Below are 18,152 nucleotides of genomic sequence, written 5' to 3'. Positions count from 1 at the left end.
GCCACCGCGCCTCGTGGGGGGCGGCGCGGTGGCCGGTTCGAACACTGTCCGATCAGGGGGAGCCGCGAGAAGACCCTTCACCCATCTGTGACTTATTCAACAATGTTTCGTAATGACGAACCCTTCGTGAACGCATCATTTGCGCTGATAGCGGGCGAGCACCCGATTGCCGTCCGCCACCAGGCGTCTGCGCAGCTCGGTGCCGTCGATGGCGCCGCTGTAGTACTCCTGGAAGGCCGGCGTCGCCACCTTGTCCTTCCACTCCGGGTATCCCCGGACCGACTGCGCGGGGGCCGGCCGCAGTTGTTCGGCCACGGCGGCGCCGGTCGCCCAGCCGTCCCGGGCCGTGTGGAGGGAGGGGTCGGCGAGCGCGGCCGTGCCGGTGGGCAGCATCCAGTCGCCGCGCGCGAGCCGCACCATGTTCTCCGGGCGCAGGAAGAAGTCGAGGAACGCGGCCGCCTCCTTCTTGTACGGGCTGTCCTCGGAGATCGACAGGGTCTGCGGGGAGACGCCCTGGGTGAGCCCGGCGTTCCCGGCGGGGGCGGGCAGCACCGTCCACTCGAAGCCCTTGGGGGCCTGTTGCGCGATCTGCTGCCGGTAGGCGAAGCCCAGCGGGACCATGGCGTACTTCCCGGCGAAGAAGCCGGGGAGGGTGTCGGAGCCGCCGCTGCCGAGCGTGGTGCGCGGGGCGGTGCGATCGGTGACCTGGTCGTGGACGGTGCCGGGGACGACGGCGTCGGCCTCGGTGAAGCGGACGGTCACCCGCCCGTCGGCCTCCCGGTGGAAGAGCTGCCCTCCGGCGGAGAGTCCGAGGTTGAGACTGACGGAGACGGGTTCCTTGAGCGGCCAGGCGACGGCGTACCGGCCGGGTCCCATGCTGCGGGTGAGGTCCTGGGTGATCTGCCGGAACTCGGTCCAGGTCCAGGGCTTCTCCGGGGTGGGGACGCGGACGCCGGAGGATTCGATGATCTTCCGGTTGGCGATGATCACGCGCGGTTCCTGGAGGAACGGCACGCCGTAGACACCCTTGTCGGAGCCGAAGGTGGTGGTCTCCCAGCTGCGGGCGGGGATGTCGTCGCGCAGCCGTTCGGACAGCAGCGGGCGCAGGTCGGCGAGGTCGCCGCCGTAGGCGAAGTCGGCCAGGTCGTCGGAGGCGTCGTGGATGATGTCGGGCGCCTCGCCGCCCTCGAAGGAGGTGAGGAGCTGGTCGTGGACGGAGTCCCAGCTGCCCTGGACGTAGTCGACCTGGACGTCGGGGTGGGCGGCGTTCCACTCCTTCACCAGCTGCCGGTTGGCCTCGACGGACTCCTGCTGCCAGGCGAGGGACTGGAAGCGGAGCCGTACGACCCCGTCGTCCCGGTCGTCTTCGCCCGCCGTGCAACCGGTGACGAGCAGGGCGAGTGCGGCCGTGAGGGTGAGGATCCGTCGTCTCATGACTTCACCGCCCCGGCCAGCATCCCGCCGGTGATCCGTCGCTGGAGGACGGCGAAGACGACGAGGGAGGGCAGTGTGGCGAGGAAGGCCGCGGCGGCCAGCGGGCCGAGGTCGGCGACGCCCTCGGCGCCGAGGAAGTGGGTGAGGACGACCGGCAGGGTCTGCTTCTCCGGGGTCTTGAGCAGGACGAGGGCGAAGAAGAACTCGTTCCACGCGGTGACGAAGGCGAAGAGGCCGGTGGCGACGATGCCGGGGACGAGCAGCGGGGCGGTGACCGAGACGAGGGTACGGAGCCGGCCGGCGCCGTCGACGGCCGCGGCCTCCTCCAGTTCGGCGGGGACGGCCCGGACGTACCCCATCAGCATCCAGAGGGCGAAGGGCAGCGACCAGACCACGTAGACCAGGACGAGGCCGAACACGCTGTTGACGAGGTGCAGGTTCTTGAGGATCAGGAAGAGCGGGATGATCACCAGGACGAACGGGAAGGCCTGGCTGATCACCACCCAGCCGGTGGCGGCCGAGGCGAGTCTGCCCCGGTGACGGGCCGTCACATAGGCGAGCGGGGTCGCGACGGCCACCGCGATCACGGCGGCGGCGACCGCGGCGACGAGGCTGTTCGCGGCGGCCCCGAGCAGCGGCTGCTCGTCGAAGGCCTGCCGGAAGTTGGCGAGCGTGGGGTCCTTCGGGATCCAGGTGGGGTGGAGCGAGGCCAGCTCGGGGGCGGGCTTGAAGGCGGTGGAGACCAGCCAGAGGAAGGGGAAGGCGAGGAAGACCAGATACGCGAGGAGGGCCGCGTACTGGCCGATGCGCGCGGGTCTGCTCGTCCGGAGGGCGCTCACCGGTCCTGGTCCCCTTTCAGCCGTCGTACGAGGGAGAGGGCGATGAGCACCGAGACGGCGGCGACCATCACGCAGCCCATCGCGGCGGCGTAGCCGAACTGCCCGTAGCGGAAGGCCTCTTCGTAGGCGAAGAGCATGGGGAGCCGGGTCCGGCCGCCCGGTCCGCCGTTGGTCAGCACATAGACCAGGGCGAAGGAGTTGAAGTTCCAGATGAGGTTGAGGGCGGTGATGGCGAGGGCGACCGGTCTGAGCGCGGGCCAGGTGACGGCGCGGAAGCGGCGCCAGGCTCCGGCGCCGTCGAGGGCGGCGGCCTCGTGGAGTTCGCGCGGGGTGTTCTGGAGTCCGGCGAGCAGCGCGACGGTGGTCTGCGGCATGCCGGCCCAGACGCCGACGACGATGACGGCGGGGAGGGCGGTGGCGAGCCCGGAGAGCCAGTCGCGGCCCTCGCCGAGGCCCAGGGTGCGGATCGTCTCGTTGAGGATGCCGGCGTCGGGGTTGTAGACGAGCCGCCACATGATGCCCACGACGACCTCGGGCATCGCCCAGGGAATGATGGCGAGGGACCGCGCCAGCCAGCGGAAGCGGAGGTTCTGGTTGAGCAGGAGGGCGAGGCCGAGGGCGAGCAGGAACTGGGGGACGGTGACGCCGACGGCCCAGACCACGCCGATGCGGAACGAGTCCCAGAACAGGGTGTCGTGCAACAGGTCCTGGAAGTTGAGGGTGCCCACCCAGCTGGTGGCCCGGGTCCGGCCGGACTGGGCGTCCGTGAAGGCGAGCGCGATGCCGTAGAGCAGGGGGCCGACGCTGAGGACCAGGATCGGCAGCAGCGCCGGGAGCACCAGGAACCAGGCGCCGAAGTCGGGGCCGCGGGGGCGTGTCGCGTGGGCGTCGCGCGGTGTGCGCGTCCCGCCCGGGCGCTTCGTCGCGGTCAGCGAGCTCACCGATTCGACCCCCGTCCACCCTGCCCGGACGCCGTCCGGGGACCCCCACCGCCGCCGTGGGAACCTCGCCATGGTCCTGACGGACCGGGGGACCGTCAAGGCGGCCTGCGCGGTGAGCTGCGTGGATGGGAGACTTTGGCGCAATCAGCACAGGTCGCAATCACACAGGTCGCGATGACACGGGCCGCGATGACACAGGCCGCCATCACACAGGTAGCGGTCGCACAGGTACGGGAGAGGTCGATGGACGAGGCGCGGGCGCGGGAGATCCTGGCCGCGGCGGGGGTGCCGGTCGCGGAGGCGCGGCTGCTGGCCCTCGGTGAGAACGCGGTCTTCGCCGTGGGCGATCTCGCCGTGAAGGTGGGCCGGGACGCGGAGGTGTTCGGGCGGGCCGAGCGGGAGCTGGCGCTCGCCGCCTGGCTGGCCGACGCGGAGGTGCCGGCCGTACGGGCCGCCGAGGAGAAGCCGCGTCTGGTCGACGGACACCCGCTCACCTTCTGGCACCGGCTGCCCGAGGCGGTACGGCCGGCGGAGCCCCGCGATCTGGCGCCGCTGCTGCGGCGGATCCACGCCCTGCCGGAGCCGGTGGCGTTCACGCTGCCGCGCCGTGACCTGCTCGGCGGGGTCGAGCGGTGGCTGCGGCTCGCGGGCGACGCGATCGACCCGGCGGACGCGGCCTTCCTGCGGGAGCGGCGCGATTCCTTCGCCCCGGCGGCGGCCGCGCTGACCCCGCACCTGCCGCCGGGCCCGATCCATGGCGACGCCCTCCCCCGGAACGTCCATGTCGGCCCCGACGGCCCGGTCCTGGTGGACCTGGAGACCTTCTCCTCCGATCTGCGCGAGCACGACCTCGTGGTGCTCGCCCTCTCCCGGGACCGGTACGGCCTGGATCCGGCCGCGTACGAGGCCTTCACCGACGCGTACGGCTGGGACGTACGGGAGTGGGAGGGGTGCGCGGTGCTGCGCGGGGCGCGGGAGACCGCGAGTTGTGCGTGGGTGGCGCAGCACGCGCCGGCGAACCCGAAGGCGCTGGCCGAATTCGAGCGGCGGGTGGCCTCGCTGCGGGACGGCGATGCCGAGGTGCGCTGGTACCCGTTCTGACATCATGGGTTCCCGACCGAACCGGGTTATCAGAACGGGGTGTTGGGATGCGCGTGGAACTGACCGAGGTGACGCTCGACGTCGAGGTGAGCGGTGAGGGGCCGGCCGTGCTGCTCGTGCACGGCTTCCCCGACAGCCACCAGCTGTGGCGTCATCAGGTCCCGGCGCTGAACGCGGCCGGATTCATGACGATCGCCCCGACGCTGCGGGGTTTCGGCGCCTCGGACCGTCCGGAGGGCGGTCCGGAGGCGTACCACCCGGCCAAGCATGTCGGCGACATGCTGGAGCTGCTCGCCCGGCTCGACACCGACCGGGTCCACCTCGTGGGCCACGACTGGGGTTCCGGCGTCGTCCAGGGTCTCGCCGGTGTGGTGCCGGACCGGGTGCGCAGCCTGAGCCTGCTGTCGGTGGGGCACCTGGGCGGCATGCGGGCCGCCGGCTGGGAGCAGCGGCAGCTGTCCTGGTACATGCTCCTCTTCCAGCTGGCCGGCGTCGCCGAGGACTGGCTGGCGCGTGACGACTACGCCAACCTCCGCGAGATGCTGGGCGAGCACCCGGACGCGGAGTCCGTGATCGAGCCGCTCCGAGCCCCTGGCGCGCTCACGGCCGCGCTGAACATCTACCGTGCCGGTCTCCCTCCGGAGGTCCAGTTCGGCGCCGAGCTGCCGCTGGTACCCCTGCCGATGACGCTTCCGGTGATGGGCCTGTGGTCGACCGGCGACCGCTTCCTGACCGAGCGCTCGATGGCCGCCACGGGCGAGTTCGTCGACGGCTCCTGGCGCTACGAGCGCATCGAGGAGGCCGGCCACTGGCTCCAGCTGGACCAGCCGGAGCAGGTGAACGAGCTGCTGCTCTCCTTCCTCAAGGAGAACGGCTAACCGGCCACCGCGACCGCCTCCCGCAGGGGCCACGTGGAGTCGACGACCGCCTCCGCGTCGCCCTTGCGGCGCAGGAAGTCCTGGAAGTTCTCGGCCCAGGCGCGGTACCAGCCGATCTGCCGCTCGTGGAGCTCGGCCGGGTCCAGCTCGGCGACCTGGCGGTGCCGCTCGGCTATCGCGACGGCGACCCGGACGGCGGCGAGCGCGTCGGCGGCGGCCTGGTGGGCGGCTTCGAGCACCACCCCGTACTCCCCGCAGACCGCCTCCAGGTTCCGCTTGCCGCGCCGGTAGCGGTCGACGGCCCGGTCGATGGTGTACGGGTCGACGACGGGCCCGATGGGGACGCCGCCGAGCCGCTCGCTCAGCGAGGGCAGTCCGTGGCGGCGCAGCTCGGCGGAGAGCAGCGTCAGGTCGAAGCTGGCGTTGTACGCGACGACCGGGACACCGTCCTCCCAGTACTCGGCGAGGGCCCGCGCGATCTCGTCGGCGACCTCGCGCACCGGCCGGCCTTCGGCGGCCGCGCGCTCGGTGCTGATGCCGTGGATCGCGGAGGCCTGCTCCGGGATGCGGATGCCCGGGTCGGCGAGCCAGTCCCGCCGGCGTGTGACGTGTCCCCCGCCGTCGACCTCGATGATCGAGGCCGTCACGATACGGGCCTCCAGCGGTTCGGTGCCGGTCGTCTCCAGGTCGAAGCCGACCAGCGTCTCGCCGTGCCAAGCCATCGGGTCCTCCTTACGTGATCTCCCCCGTGGTGCTGACCACCCTCGCACGCACCACTGACAACGCCCCCGGTCTCCCCCGTCGAAGGGTCAGGAGACGGGCCGGGAGTCGAGCCAGACGGACTCGAATTCCTCCCGGTATGTCTCGAAAAGTCCGTGATCGCCGTCACGGATGCCCTGCCCGTGGCGCACCACGTTCCGCCCGCCGCCGCGCAGGACGAGGACGGGAGCCTCCATGCCCCGGGCCCGGCGCAGATAGGACTGCACGACGCCGACCCCGTCCGGCCCGTCGCCGTCCACCAGATAGGCGGTGAAGCGGGGCGTCTCGTCGAAGACGTGGATCTGGAAGGCGCCCGGGTCGCGGAGCTTGGAGCGGACCCGCCGCATGTGCAGGATGTTCATCTCGACCGAGCGGCTCAGCTCGCCCTTCTTCAGGCCGAGTTCGCGCTCGCGGCGCTTGACCGCGCTGCTCGCGGGGTTGAGGAAGAGCAGCCGGGTCCGGCAGCCGGACTCGGCGAGGCGGACCATGCGGCGCCCCGAGAAGTTCTGCACGAGCAGATTGAGACCTATGCCGGTGGCGTCGAGGCGGCGGGCCCCGCCGAAGAGGTCCTCGGCGGGCAGCTGCCGCTGGAGCCGGACCCGGTCGGGGTGGACGGAGACCACGTCCGCGTACCGGTCCCCGACGAGGTCCTCGACCGCGTCCACGGGCAGCCGGTCGGCGGACGGCACCCCGGCGCCACTGCCGAGGATCTCCAGGATGCGGGCGGAGGCCCGCTCGGACTGGGCGAGGACGGTCAGCGAGAGGGCCCGGTTGCGGGAGACCACGTTGCGCGTGACCTCCAGCTCGTCGAGGGCCAGCTCGACCTCACGCCGGTCGTCGAAATAGGGCTCGAAGCACGGCCAGTGCTGCACCATCAGCTCGCGCAGCTGCGGCAGCGTGAGGAAGCTCAGGACGTTGTCGTCGGCCGGGTCGAGCAGGTACCCCTTGCGCCGGGACACCTCGCGTACGGCGACCGCCCGCTGCACCCACTCCTGACCCGCCGGCCCCGCCGCGGCCACCACCCACTCCTCGCCGTGCACGGGTTCGTACACGGGCCGCAGGACGGCGGCGACCACGGCACGGAGGCGCTGCTCGACGAGGTTCAGCCAGATGTAGGCCCGTCCGGCGCGCTGGGCGCGGGTGCGGACCTCGCTCCACGCCTCGGCGCCCCAGTCGAGCTCGGCCCCGATCTCGACCGGCCGGGCGACGGTGACCGTGCCGGGCGGAGCGGCTCCCGGCGGCACGACGCCGGCCGGCGCCTCGGCGGGGTCGGCCGGACCCCCCTCGTGACCCGAATCCCCTGGGGGCAGCTCCAGACCTCCCGAGCTCACCCGCGCACCGCCTTCTGCTCCTGGACGCCCGTGTCGACCGGTCCGACAACGATCAAGGAAGGGTACTCCGGGAGCGGGAGGCGGTGCAGCAGGATCGTCAGGCTCCTTCCTCAACTCCCCAGATCGGGCTGGCCGTTCTGGGAGGCGAGATCGGACGGAGTGAGCGGATTCATAGCGGTTACGTCCCTGGGCGCGAGCTGGAAGCCCTGCCAGTGGACCGGCATGGGCTGCTGGTCCTCGTCCCGGGCGATGTGGTGGAACCCGATGTTGACCCAGACGGACGGTTTGGTCAGAGTCTCCCCGTTGACCCATTTGTCCACACTGTCACCGGCGTTGGGCGCGCAGTTGCCGATGTTGTTGCTCGCGAACTTCTCACAGGTACGCGCCTGCGTGAAGTACACGTCGTGCTTGGTGAAGCCGCGCCCCGCGTGGGTGTCGGTGTGGCCGGGGACGATCTCGTACGAGCGGGCGTGGCCGTCGGCGTTCTTGCCGGTGCCGCTGACCACCCGCCACCAGCGCATGTTCCTGGCGTCGCCGGCCAGCTCCTTGGTGACGACGGTGCGCTTGGTCTTCACGGTCGGGCCGCCGCCGCCGGCGGGGGGCGCGGTGACGGTCGAGTCGAACTGCTCGATCCGGTCCTTGGTGGAGCCGTCGAGACCGAAGTCGAGCTTCCAGAAGACGTTGTGGGCGTGGCTGGTGGCGTAGGCGCGGGCGCCCTTGCCGAGGGGCCAGCCGCGGCCGTCGGTGGCGTTGTAGTCGACGGGCGAGAGGCTGCCGGTGGCACCGACGTTGGCGCCGATGGTGCCGTCGGCGGAGAACCGCCACTCGGAGATGTACTCGTACCAGCCGACCTTGTTGACGGTGTAGACGAGCAGGTCCTTGGCCTGTGCCTGCCAGACCTTGGCGCCGTTGTCGCTGGCCATGCGGTACGCGTGGCCACGCGCCCGCGTGGTGGTGCACAGGCCCTTGATCTGGCCGATCTCGGGCACCTTCACGGTGGTGAGGGTGCCGCCGGGGCACTCGGCCGGCTTGAGGTTCTGCAGGCCCCAGCCGAAGCCCGCGCCGGTGAGGTCGTCGTACTCGGCGACACCGTCGTCGTAGGGCACGTGGATCTGGGCGAGCCGGGCGCTGGTGAGGACCTTGATGGGGGCGGCTGCGCCGGGCGGCTGGTACGTCACCTTGTCGAGCGTCAGCCCGGCGTCGGTGTCGTAGCGCCAGCACATGCGCCAGGTCGCGCCGCCGTCGAGCTTCTGCGTGATGCGGTAGGCGTTGGAGCATTCGGCCTCGGGCGCGACAGGGGCGCGCGTCGGGGACGGCGGCGGCACCGCGGGGGTGCGCGTCGGGACCGCCGGGCGCGGCGAGGGGGCGGCGGTGGCCCCGGTCGCGGTGGCGGCCGTGGCGGTGCCGAGCAGGACGGCGGCGGTCAGGACGGCGCCCCGCCTGCCGGTACGCCGCTTCTGTCGGGTGGACAGGCTGCGCTGGGTGGACATGGGAACGTACTCCCTCGTACGGAGATGCGGCAGGAGAGGACCGGTGGCGGCGGTGGTCAGCCGACGCGGGTGACGGTCCTCGCGGAGAGGTCGACGATCAGGTTCCGGGTGTCGATCCAGGCCCCGTTGAGGACCTTGGTGACGAGCCGGACGCACCGGTGCTCGCCGCAACGGGCGAGCTGCGCGGGCACGTTCGCCTCGCGGTAGGTGCGGTAGAGGTCGCCGTTGAACCACAACTGGGCGGTGGAGGTGAGCTCCTTGCCCGTGGCGTCCTTGTAGTCCTCCTTGACGCCCTTGCCGAGCGGGCTCGCGAGGATCAGCTCCAGGGCCTCGCGCAGCTCCTCGGGGTGGGCGGAGGGCTGGACCCCGTGCTGCGCACCGGACTTCTCGACCTTCCCCGTGGCCAGGTTGACGGTCCGGGTGATGAGCTCGTCCCGCGCGTAGTCGTAGAACCGGACCTCGGCGCGGCGCGTGCCGTCCCCCGGCAGTGGGTCGGCGAGGTCGGTGCCCAGGTGCTGGGGCCCCCGGCCGCCCTCGACGTTCTGCTGGGCCGCGGCGCCCGGCGGGGCCAGCGCCAGCGTCTCGGCCCGGGCGAGCTCGTCGTCGGTGAGCGGGTCGCTGCCCACGCCCTTCTCCCCCTCGGCCGCCACGGGTGCCACGGTCGCCGGCGCGGGCGCGGTGCCCGGGGCCTGCGCGTCGCCCTGCGTACCGTCCGTGCCCTGCTCTCCGGAAGAGCCCGAGGCTCCGGCCGATCCTGCGGTTCCGGCCGCCCCCACACCGACAGTGCCGCGGCCGCCCGGCGTGTCGTCTGCTCCTGCCAAGCCCGGCAGGCTGATCGCGACCGCGACGGCGGTTCCCGTCACCGCCATGGCCGCTCCGGCCACCACCTTCCCCAGGTGGCGGCGCGCTATTTCGTACACACTTCCCCCTCTTTCCCCCTCTTGGTCTGCGGTCACCCGGTAGGACGGGGCGAAGTCCTAGGAGGTTGCGCCTCTTTCGGGCAGGATTCGGCCGAAGAACATCTACAAAACCCGGACAGAAGAGGAAGAGTCGTATCCATGCAGGTCTGGCCGGGACAGGCGTACCCCTTGGGCGCCACCTATGACGGTGCGGGAACCAACTTCGCGGTCTTCTCGGAGGCCGCCCACAGGATCGAGCTGTGTCTGCTCCACGACGACGGCTCGGAGACGGCGGTGGAGCTGCGCGAGACCGACGCGTTCGTGCGGCACGCCTATCTGCCGGGCGTGATGCCCGGTCAGCGCTACGGCTTCCGGGTGCACGGCCCGTACGCCCCGGAGCGCGGGCTCCGCTGCAACGCGGCGAAGCTGCTCCTCGACCCCTATGCGCGCGCGGTGTCGGGTCAGGTCGAGTGGGGCGAGGCGGTGTACGGCTACCCCTTCGGGAAGCCGGACGCGCGCAACGACCTCGACTCGGGCCCGCACACGATGACCTCGGTCGTGGTCAACCCGTACTTCGACTGGGGCGACGACCGGCGGCCGCGCACCGAGTACCACCACACGGTGATCTACGAGGCCCATGTGAAGGGCCTGACGATGCTCCACCCGGATCTGCCGGAGGAACTGCGCGGGACGTACGCGGGGCTCGCGCACCCGTCGGTGATCGGGCACCTGAAGGAACTGGGTGTCACCGCCCTCGAACTGATGCCCGTTCATCAGTTCGTGAACGACCACCGGCTGGTGGACTCGGGGCTCTCCAACTACTGGGGCTACAACACGATCGGTTTCTTCGCCCCCCACAACGCCTACGCGTCCTGGGGCGACCGGGGCCAGCAGGTGCTGGAGTTCAAGTCGGCGGTACGGGCGCTGCACCAGGCGGGCATCGAGGTCATCCTCGACGTGGTCTACAACCACACCGCCGAGGGCAACCACCTGGGCCCGACGCTCTCCTTCCGGGGCCTGGACAACCCCTCGTACTACCGGCTCTCGAACGACCGCCGCTACTACACGGACACCACCGGCACCGGGAACTCGCTGCTCATGCGCTCCCCGCACGTGCTCCAGCTCATCATGGACAGCCTGCGGTACTGGGTGACCGAGATGCACGTGGACGGCTTCCGCTTCGATCTCGCGGCCACCCTGGCGCGCCAGTTCCACGAGGTGGACCGGCTGTCCTCGTTCTTCGACCTGGTGCAGCAGGACCCGGTGGTCAGCCAGGTGAAGCTGATCGCCGAGCCCTGGGACGTCGGCGAGGGCGGCTACCAGGTGGGCAACTTCCCGCCGCTGTGGACCGAGTGGAACGGCAAGTACCGGGACTGCGTACGGGATCTGTGGCGGGGTGAGCCGCGCACCCTCGCCGAGTTCGCCTCCCGGCTGACCGGCTCCTCCGACCTCTACCAGGACGACGGCCGGCGACCGCTCGCCTCGGTCAACTTCGTGACCTGCCACGACGGTTTCACCCTGCGGGACCTCGTCTCGTACAACGACAAGCACAACGAGGCGAACGGCGAGGGCAACCGGGACGGCGAGAGCTACAACCGCTCCTGGAACTGCGGCGCCGAGGGCGAGAGCGAGGACGTCGGCATCGCCGAGCTGCGCGCCCGCCAGACCCGTAACTTCCTTGCCACCCTGATGCTTTCGCAGGGGGTGCCGATGCTCAGCCACGGCGACGAGTTCGGGCGTACCCAGGGCGGCAACAACAACGCGTACTGCCAGGACAACGAGGTGTCCTGGGTGCGCTGGCCGAAGGAGAACAGCGAGGCGGAGGCCACGCTGCTCCGCTTCACCCGGGCGATGGTGCGGCTGCGCCGGGACCATCCGGTCTTCCGGCGCCGCCGCTTCTTCCACGGGCGGCCGGTGGAGGGCACCCACGACGAGCTCACCGACATCGCCTGGTTCACGCCCGAGGGCGAGGAGATGACGTCCCGCGACTGGCAGGCGGCGCACGCCCAGGCGCTGACCGTCTTCCTGAACGGCAACGCGATCTCGGAGCCGGGCACGCAGGGCGAGCGGATCGCCGACGACTCCTTCCTGCTGATGTTCAACGCCTCGGCGAAGGAGCTGGAGTTCGCGGTCCCCGACAGCCACGGGGCCTGCTGGCGCACGGTGGTGGACACCTCCGATCCGGAGGGAATGCCACCGCAGGAGGGCCCGGAGCTCGCGGGCGGCGAGCGGGTGACCCTCGCGCCGCTCAGCCTGACCGTTCTGCGGCGGCCGGCCTGAGCTCCCGTACGGACATGGGCGTCGGCACCCGCACCGTCCAGGACAGCAGGGCGCAGGCCACGGCCGCTCCCACCGCCACCGCGAAGGCGGCGGGGGCGCCGTGGCCTTCGGCCAGTCGGCCGGAGAGGGCCAGGGCGAGGGCCTGCCCGGCCACGATCCCACTGGTGAGGAAGGCCATGGACTCGGCGAGCCGGGTCGCGGGAACGCATCGCTCGGTGAGCCCGAAGACGGTGATCAGATGCGGGGCGTACGCGGCGCCGAGGACGACCACGACCGCGTAGAGCGCGCCGAGCGAGCCGACGAACAGCAGCGGCACGGAGAGGACGACGAGCGCGACGGTCGCGGCGCGCCAGCGGGTCACGAGCCCGATCCGGGCGGGCACGGCCGCCATGGAGAGACCGACCGCGGCGCTCATGACCCCCATCGCCGCATAGACGAGACCGGCCTGGGCGGGCGCGCCGAGCTCCTCGGTGAGCGCGGTGATCCCGGCCTGCGAGGCGCCGAACATGGCGCCCTGGAGGACCATCGTGCCGCGCAGGGCGTACGCAGATCCCGGCAGCCGCGTCCGTTCGGCGGCACCCGATCGGGTGGCGGCGGAGACTTCGGGCGCGGTGTCCCGGGCGGTCGGGTGGAGGGCGAAGGCCGTGCCGAAGACGACGAGCAGGAGCGCCGCCAGGAGGAGTGCGGCCGCCGGGTGGGCGAGGGCGGCGGCGAGGCCGACGAACGCGGGGCCGAGGACGAAGGACACCTCGTCGAGGGTGCCCTCGAAGGAGAGCACCGCGCCGACGAGCCGGTCGTCCGCGCCGGAGCGGCGGGCGAGGGCCACCGAGCGGGTCCGGGCGAGCGGTCCGACCTGGGGGACGGAGGCCCCGGCGAGGGCGGCGAGGACCATCAGCCAGGCGGTCGGCACGTGGGCGAGGGCGGCGAGGACCAGGGCGGCGACGGCGACCGCGTTGGCGAGGGAGGCCACGAGGACGACCCCGCGCTGGCCGTGCCGGTCGGTGAGCCGGCCGATGACGGGCCCCGCGACGGTCTGTCCCGCCGCGAGCGCACCGCCCGCGAGGCCGGCCGTGGCGAGGGATCCGCTCGTCTCGGCGACCAGGAGGAGGCTGCCGAGCTGACACATGGCGGTGGGGAGCCGGCCGAGGAAGGAGACGACCGGCAGGGCGGGGCCGAGCAGGGAGAGCGTGTCGCGATACATCCGGAGCATCGGGCGAACGTAACGCGATGCACACGAACGGGTGCATGGGGCGATGACACAGAAGCCTTCCCGCGGGGTACGTACGTTCGCATGACCTCCCTCCCGTCCGGTTCCGCCTCGCCCCTTCCCGTCCTTCCCACCGCCACCTACCGGCTCCAGCTCCAGCCGGAGTTCCCGTTCTCGGCGGCCGAGCGGGCCGTGCCGTACCTCGCGGACCTCGGGGTCTCCCACCTCCATCTCTCCCCCGTCCTGGAGGCGGTCCCCGGCTCGACCCACGGATACGACGTCACCGACCACCGGTCCGTACGGGCCGAACTCGGCGGCGAGGAGGGGCTGCGGGCCCTCGCCGCGACCGCGCGGGCGCACGGGCTCGGCCTCGTCGTGGACCTGGTGCCCAACCACATGGCGGCCTCCCCCCGGCACAACCACGCGCTGCGCGCCGTGCTCCGCGACGGTCCCGCGTCGCCGTACGCCCGCTGGTTCGACATCGACCGGTCGGCGGGGGACGGCCGGCTGCTGCTTCCGGTGCTGCCCGCACGGCTTCCGGAGGTACGGGACCGGCTGCGGGTCGCGGACGGAGCCCTCCACCTGGACGGCCAGGACTTCCCGCTGCGGCCCGGCACGGAGGGGCTGCCGCTCGACGAGCTGCTCGACGCCCAGTGGTACCGGCTCGGCTGGTGGCGCCTCGCCCGCACCGAGCTCGGCTACCGCCGGTTCTTCACGATCTCGGAGCTGATCGGGGTGCGGGTGGAGGACCCCGAGGTGTTCGCGGCGACCCACGCGAAGATCGTGGAGCTGGTCCGGGACGGGGTGATCGAGGGACTGCGGATCGACCATCCGGACGGACTCGGGGACCCCCAGGGCTACTTGGAGGACCTGGCGGCGGCGACCGACGGGCGCTGCTGGACGGTGGTCGAGAAGATCCTCACGGGGCCGGAGACGCTGCCCGCCGCCTGGCCGGTCGCCGGCACCACCGGGTACGACGCCCTGCGGCACGTCGACGGGGTGTTCACCGACGCGGTCGGCGCCGACGAACTGGCGGATCTGTACCGCGAGTTCGTCTGCCGGGCCGGGGACAGGGGCGGCCGCTGGGAGGCGACCGAGCGGCGCGCCGCGTACGAGGTGGTCGGCCACGACCTGGCAGCCGAGACGGCCGTCCTGACCCGGATCGCGGAGCGGATCTGCGCGGCCGATCCCGCGTTGCGGGACCACGCGCCCTGGGCGCTGCGCACTGCGATCCGCGAACTCCTCGTCCGGGTCCCGGTCTACCGCCCCTACCGGACCGGCGGCGAGGAGGTGCTGACCCCGGAGGCCGCGCGCGGTGCGAAGGCGGCGTTCGCGGTGCCGGAGGAGGCCACGGCGGTCGATGTCGTACGGGACCTGGCGCTCGGGGCGCTCGGCGAAGGGCCCGAACACCGGGCGTTCCGGGCCCGGTTCGCGCAGACGTCCTCGGCGCTGCGGGCGAAGTCCGTGGAGGACACGGCCTTCTACCGGTACACCCCGCTGCTCTCGGCGAACGAGGTCGGCGGGGACGCGGGCCGCCCGGGAGTGTCGGTGGACGAGTTCCACGCGTACTGCGGGCGGATCGCACGGGACTGGCCGGGCACCGGCACCGTCCTGTCGACGCACGACACCAAGCGCAGCGCCGACGTCCGGGCCGCGATCGCGGTCCTGTCCCAGTGCCCGCAGGTGTGGGCGGAGCTCCTCGCGGACGTCGCGGGGGTGCCGGTGCCCGACGCGCACGTGGCCTGGACGGCCTGGCAGACCGCGTTCGGCTTCGGCACCCCGGATCCGGAGCGGCTCGGCCCCGCCGTCCTCAAGTCGGTACGGGAGGCCGGGCTGCGGACCAGCTGGACGGAACCCGACACGGAGTACGAGCGGGCGGTGACGGAGTTCGCGGCGGCCGGGCCGGGCCGTATCCCGCTCCGGGCGGCCTCGGAGGCGGCCTTCGCCCTGGAACCGCACATCCGGGCGCACGCGCTGGGCGCGCTCCTCACCCAGCTGACCATGCCGGGGGTGCCGGAGCTGTACCAGAACACGGAGCGCGAGTACCGGGCTCTGGTCGACCCGGACAACCGGGCCCCGTTCACGATCGGCGAGGACGACGACCACACGGCCCTGGTGCGGGCGGCGCTGCGGCTGCGGCGCGCGCACCCGGACGCCTTCGGCCCGGGCGGCAGCTACGTCCCGCTCACGGCCGAGGGCCCGGCGGCCGGGCACTGCCTGGCCTTCACGCGCTCCGACCGGGTGATCACGGCCGTCACCCGGCTCTCCCTGCGGCTGGCCCAGGCGGGCGGCTGGCAGGACACGGAGCTGGTGCTGCCCGAGGGGCTCTGGACCGACGCCCTCGACGGCGTACGGGAGTTCACCGGCGGCCCGGCGACGGAGCTCAAGCTGGCGGAGCTGTTCGCGGACCGACCGGTGGCACTGCTCACGCGGACGGAGTGAGGTGAACCGGTGCCGGATCCGGCACCGCCACCTCGATCCGTCAGGAGCGGGAGGCTCGCGAGACCTCGCACTTGGTGTACTCGGAGCCGTCACCGGATCCGGAGTACGGGGTGGTCAGTTCGGCGCTCGCGGAGGCGCCCGCCGCGACCGCGATGGCGGTCTTGGTCGCGGTCGCCGGAACCGCGGTGCCGCCCGCGTCGCCCTTGAACTTCATGGTGACGCTGTAGTCGTAGTCGAGCACGCCGTCGTTCTTCACGGTGATGCGGGCGACGAGGTTCTTGGTCGCCGCGTCGTACGTGCACTCGTTGATGGTCACGTCGCGGGCCGCCTTGGCGGCGCTGCTGGAGCCGCCGGGCAGGGAGCCGCCGGAGGTTCCACCGGAGGTGCTGTCGTTGTCGCTGTTGTGGTTGCTGCTCGAACTGCCCGAGCTGCTGGAGCCACCGCAGCTGCCGCCGTGCGAGCCGCGGGCACCGGTCAGGGCGACGACCGCGATGCCGAAGACAGCGATCGCGCGGATATGACGCTTCTTCACGTTTGAATCCCCGTTGAATCTGGTACTTGATAAGGCGCTTCTTGACGAGCGCACGTCACCCTAGCAGCGGGCGGGGCGCGCCTGCCCCGCCCCGGATCAGCCACCGGGACGGACGATCAGACTCCGCGGGGCGCGGGTGATGAGGCCGGTGTACGTGGGCCGGAAGCCGTCGGCGAGACGGAGCCGGGGCATGGCCGTGAACAGGGCCCGCAGGGCGTACTCGGCCTCCAGCCCGGCCAGGATCACGGCCGGGCAGAGGCCGCTGCCGTACGTGAGCTGGCCCGGGTCGTCGCGGAGCGGGTCGAAGCGGTCGGGCTCACGGAAGCGCTCCGGATCGCGCCCGGCCGAGCCGACGAGCAGGGCGACGGACGCTCCGGCCGGGACGACACCGCCGCTGACCGGGACCTCGGCGCTGGTGCGGCGCACGGCGATCTGCACGGGCGGGTCGCGGCGCAGCGACTCCGTCCAGGCGCGGCCCACGAGGCCGGCCGGTGCGTCACGCAGGGCGGCGACCTGGTCGGGGTCCGAGAGGACGTTGCCGAGGAAGGAGGCGAGGGCCTTCTCCCGTACGGCGATCTGCCCGCCGCACTCCCCGGCGAGCGCCCCGGCCGCCCGGCCCCGGACGAGCCGCATCATGTCGCGGTAGGGCACACCGACGGCGGCGGCGACCGTTCCGGCGGGCAGCCAGTGGCAGAAGTCGGCGACGAGGTCGGCCTGCGGCCGCTCGGCGATCCGGCGGGCCAGGACGTACGCCGTCCGTTCGGTGACCGAGTGCAGGGCCTCCACGTCGACGTCGACATGGGCCCGCGCGCACGGCGGGTCGCCGGGCCGGTGCCCGTGCGTGAAGCGGCTGTCGGTGAGGGCGGTGGCCACGTCCGCGTACCGGCTGAGCACCCAGGACCGGAGCAGCGGGTCGTACGTGAGCGGGAACTCCTCGCGCAGGGTCCGGTGGATCCCGTGCGGGTCCCGGGTCGCACCGGGGTCGAGGGGGCTCGGGGCGACGATCCTGGAGCCGGGAGCGCCGGGCACACCAGGCGCACCGGGTCCGCCCGGCCCGACGGCCCCGGCAGCCCCGGCGGGCCCCGAGGCGGCCCGATCGGGCACGGTCCGCACGCGCCCCGGCACGGGGGCGCGACCGCCCCGCGCGCCGGCGCCCACTCCCTCGTCGGCCGGAGGCGTCGCCGGTGCCATGGACGGCAGCCGGGTCCAGGGATCCCCGGGCGGCATCCCGGCCCGGAGGTGCGGCGTGCCCGCCGCCTCGTTCCCTATGCCTCGGCCCGGCTCGCGGTTCGGCTCGTCGCTCATCGCGCCCCCTGTCGATCGGCGGTGGGTGCCGCGGCCGGAGATCGTGGCGCGCGTCTCCCACAGCCCATCACCGCACCCGCCGCACCGCCCGCCGCGTACCGCCGAACGGGTGACAGGGCGGGGCGCCTACCAGCGGCTCAGCCGTGCGAGAGCCGGAACGACATCTGGCCGAAGCCCACGACATCCCCCGACCGCACGACCACCGCGCCCGTGACCCGGCGCCCGTTGACGGTCGTGCCGTTCGTCGAGCCGAGGTCGCGCAGCACCCACATCCCGCTCTGCATCGACAGTTCCGCGTGCAGCCGGGAGGCGGTCTCGTGGCTGAGCCGGAGTCCGTTGACCGGGTCGCGGCCGATCCGCAGCGGCTGCGGGCCCGGCAGGGGCAGCAGCAGCTTCGGCAGCCGCTCCGCGCTCCAGGCCCGCCCCAGCCTGGCCGTGAACGCGGACATCCGCTCGACCGCGCCCACCACCCGACGGGTCCAGGTGCCCTCGGTCCTCAGGTCGGCGGTGAGCACGGCGAGTTCGTCGGGGCGCCGGGCCTGGAGCGCGCGCTCCATCCGGTAGACGAACGTGTCGTGCGAGAGGCGGCCCTGAGCGGCGCCCTCACGGAGCAGCACCAGCGCACGGTCCCGCTCGGCGTCGGTCAGCCGAGGGGTGCTCGCCGGAAGCTCGAAAGGGGTCGTCACACCCGTGATTGTCGGTCCGTCGGGCCCG

Annotated in this window: 15 protein-coding genes; 4 read left to right on the top strand and 11 right to left on the bottom strand. The window is 72.7% G+C overall.

Annotation, left to right across the window (positions count from 1 at the left end):
* Positions 1-135: 135 nt before the first annotated feature.
* The 3 genes from OG462_RS33150 to OG462_RS33140 are packed head-to-tail and all read right to left on the bottom strand — an operon-like array spanning position 136 to position 3,214.
* A complete protein-coding gene (locus OG462_RS33150; RefSeq protein ID WP_406063335.1) occupies positions 136-1,434 on the bottom strand; it encodes an ABC transporter substrate-binding protein in 1,299 nt (432 codons plus the stop codon).
* Complete coding sequence (locus tag OG462_RS33145; protein WP_406063333.1) at positions 1,431-2,273, bottom strand: carbohydrate ABC transporter permease; 843 nt, start codon at positions 2,271-2,273, stop codon at positions 1,431-1,433. The genes OG462_RS33150 and OG462_RS33145 overlap by 4 nt, the downstream gene beginning before the upstream one ends.
* On the bottom strand, positions 2,270-3,214 hold the full coding sequence (locus tag OG462_RS33140; protein ID WP_406063331.1) for a carbohydrate ABC transporter permease: 945 nt from the start codon (positions 3,212-3,214) through the stop codon (positions 2,270-2,272). The genes OG462_RS33145 and OG462_RS33140 overlap by 4 nt, the downstream gene beginning before the upstream one ends.
* Positions 3,215-3,457: 243 nt before the next feature.
* Here OG462_RS33140 and OG462_RS33135 point away from each other — a divergent pair, with 243 nt between their 5' ends.
* The gene (locus OG462_RS33135; RefSeq protein ID WP_406063329.1) at positions 3,458-4,315 is read left to right on the top strand and encodes a phosphotransferase enzyme family protein; all 858 of its coding nucleotides are present in this window, start codon (positions 3,458-3,460) and stop codon (positions 4,313-4,315) included.
* Positions 4,316-4,362: 47 nt separating this feature from the next.
* A complete protein-coding gene (locus OG462_RS33130; RefSeq protein WP_406063327.1) occupies positions 4,363-5,193 on the top strand; it encodes an alpha/beta fold hydrolase in 831 nt (276 codons plus the stop codon).
* Here OG462_RS33130 and OG462_RS33125 read toward each other — a convergent pair.
* The 4 genes from OG462_RS33125 to OG462_RS33110 all read right to left on the bottom strand — a co-directional run bounded on the left by OG462_RS33125 (position 5,190) and on the right by OG462_RS33110 (position 9,642).
* Positions 5,190-5,915 carry a 3'-5' exonuclease gene (locus OG462_RS33125; RefSeq protein WP_406063325.1) on the bottom strand — a complete coding sequence of 242 codons (726 nt, stop codon included), beginning with the start codon at positions 5,913-5,915 and terminating at the stop codon, positions 5,190-5,192. The genes OG462_RS33130 and OG462_RS33125 overlap by 4 nt on opposite strands.
* An 87-nt stretch (positions 5,916-6,002) precedes the next feature.
* A complete protein-coding gene (locus OG462_RS33120) occupies positions 6,003-7,283 on the bottom strand; it encodes an SAV2148 family HEPN domain-containing protein (protein ID WP_406063323.1) in 1,281 nt (426 codons plus the stop codon).
* Positions 7,284-7,393: 110 nt separating this feature from the next.
* Positions 7,394-8,773 carry a copper amine oxidase gene (locus OG462_RS33115; protein ID WP_406063321.1) on the bottom strand — a complete coding sequence of 460 codons (1,380 nt, stop codon included), beginning with the start codon at positions 8,771-8,773 and terminating at the stop codon, positions 7,394-7,396.
* A 56-nt stretch (positions 8,774-8,829) separates the two neighbouring features.
* Positions 8,830-9,642 (bottom strand): Tat pathway signal sequence domain protein, encoded by an 813-nt coding sequence (locus OG462_RS33110; RefSeq protein WP_406066817.1) that lies wholly within the window; start codon positions 9,640-9,642, stop codon positions 8,830-8,832.
* Between the two features lie 189 nt (positions 9,643-9,831).
* Here OG462_RS33110 and glgX point away from each other — a divergent pair, with 189 nt between their 5' ends.
* A complete protein-coding gene (gene glgX / locus OG462_RS33105) occupies positions 9,832-11,952 on the top strand; it encodes a glycogen debranching protein GlgX (RefSeq protein ID WP_406063320.1) in 2,121 nt (706 codons plus the stop codon).
* Here glgX and OG462_RS33100 read toward each other — a convergent pair.
* Complete coding sequence (locus OG462_RS33100) at positions 11,921-13,153, bottom strand: MFS transporter (protein WP_406066816.1); 1,233 nt, start codon at positions 13,151-13,153, stop codon at positions 11,921-11,923. The genes glgX and OG462_RS33100 overlap by 32 nt on opposite strands.
* A 90-nt stretch (positions 13,154-13,243) precedes the next feature.
* Here OG462_RS33100 and treY point away from each other — a divergent pair, with 90 nt between their 5' ends.
* Positions 13,244-15,601 (top strand): malto-oligosyltrehalose synthase, encoded by a 2,358-nt coding sequence (gene treY, locus OG462_RS33095; RefSeq protein ID WP_406063319.1) that lies wholly within the window; start codon positions 13,244-13,246, stop codon positions 15,599-15,601.
* 40 nt (positions 15,602-15,641) lie between these two features.
* Here the strand turns inward: treY and OG462_RS33090 are convergent, their stop codons facing one another.
* The 3 genes from OG462_RS33090 to OG462_RS33080 form a co-directional block, all read right to left on the bottom strand.
* Positions 15,642-16,133 carry a hypothetical protein gene (locus OG462_RS33090; RefSeq protein ID WP_406063317.1) on the bottom strand — a complete coding sequence of 164 codons (492 nt, stop codon included), beginning with the start codon at positions 16,131-16,133 and terminating at the stop codon, positions 15,642-15,644.
* A gap of 96 nt (positions 16,134-16,229) precedes the next feature.
* Positions 16,230-17,438, bottom strand: a complete 1,209-nt coding sequence (locus tag OG462_RS33085; protein WP_406063316.1) for a cytochrome P450 — start codon at positions 17,436-17,438, stop codon at positions 16,230-16,232.
* A gap of 137 nt (positions 17,439-17,575) precedes the next feature.
* The gene (locus OG462_RS33080; RefSeq protein ID WP_406063314.1) at positions 17,576-18,124 is read right to left on the bottom strand and encodes an FHA domain-containing protein; all 549 of its coding nucleotides are present in this window, start codon (positions 18,122-18,124) and stop codon (positions 17,576-17,578) included.
* Positions 18,125-18,152 lie beyond the last annotated feature (28 nt).

It is taken from the genome of Streptomyces sp. NBC_01077, from assembly GCF_045162855.1.
Classification (GTDB): domain Bacteria; phylum Actinomycetota; class Actinomycetes; order Streptomycetales; family Streptomycetaceae; genus Streptomyces.
This window is presented reverse-complemented; position numbering and strand designations above follow the sequence as displayed.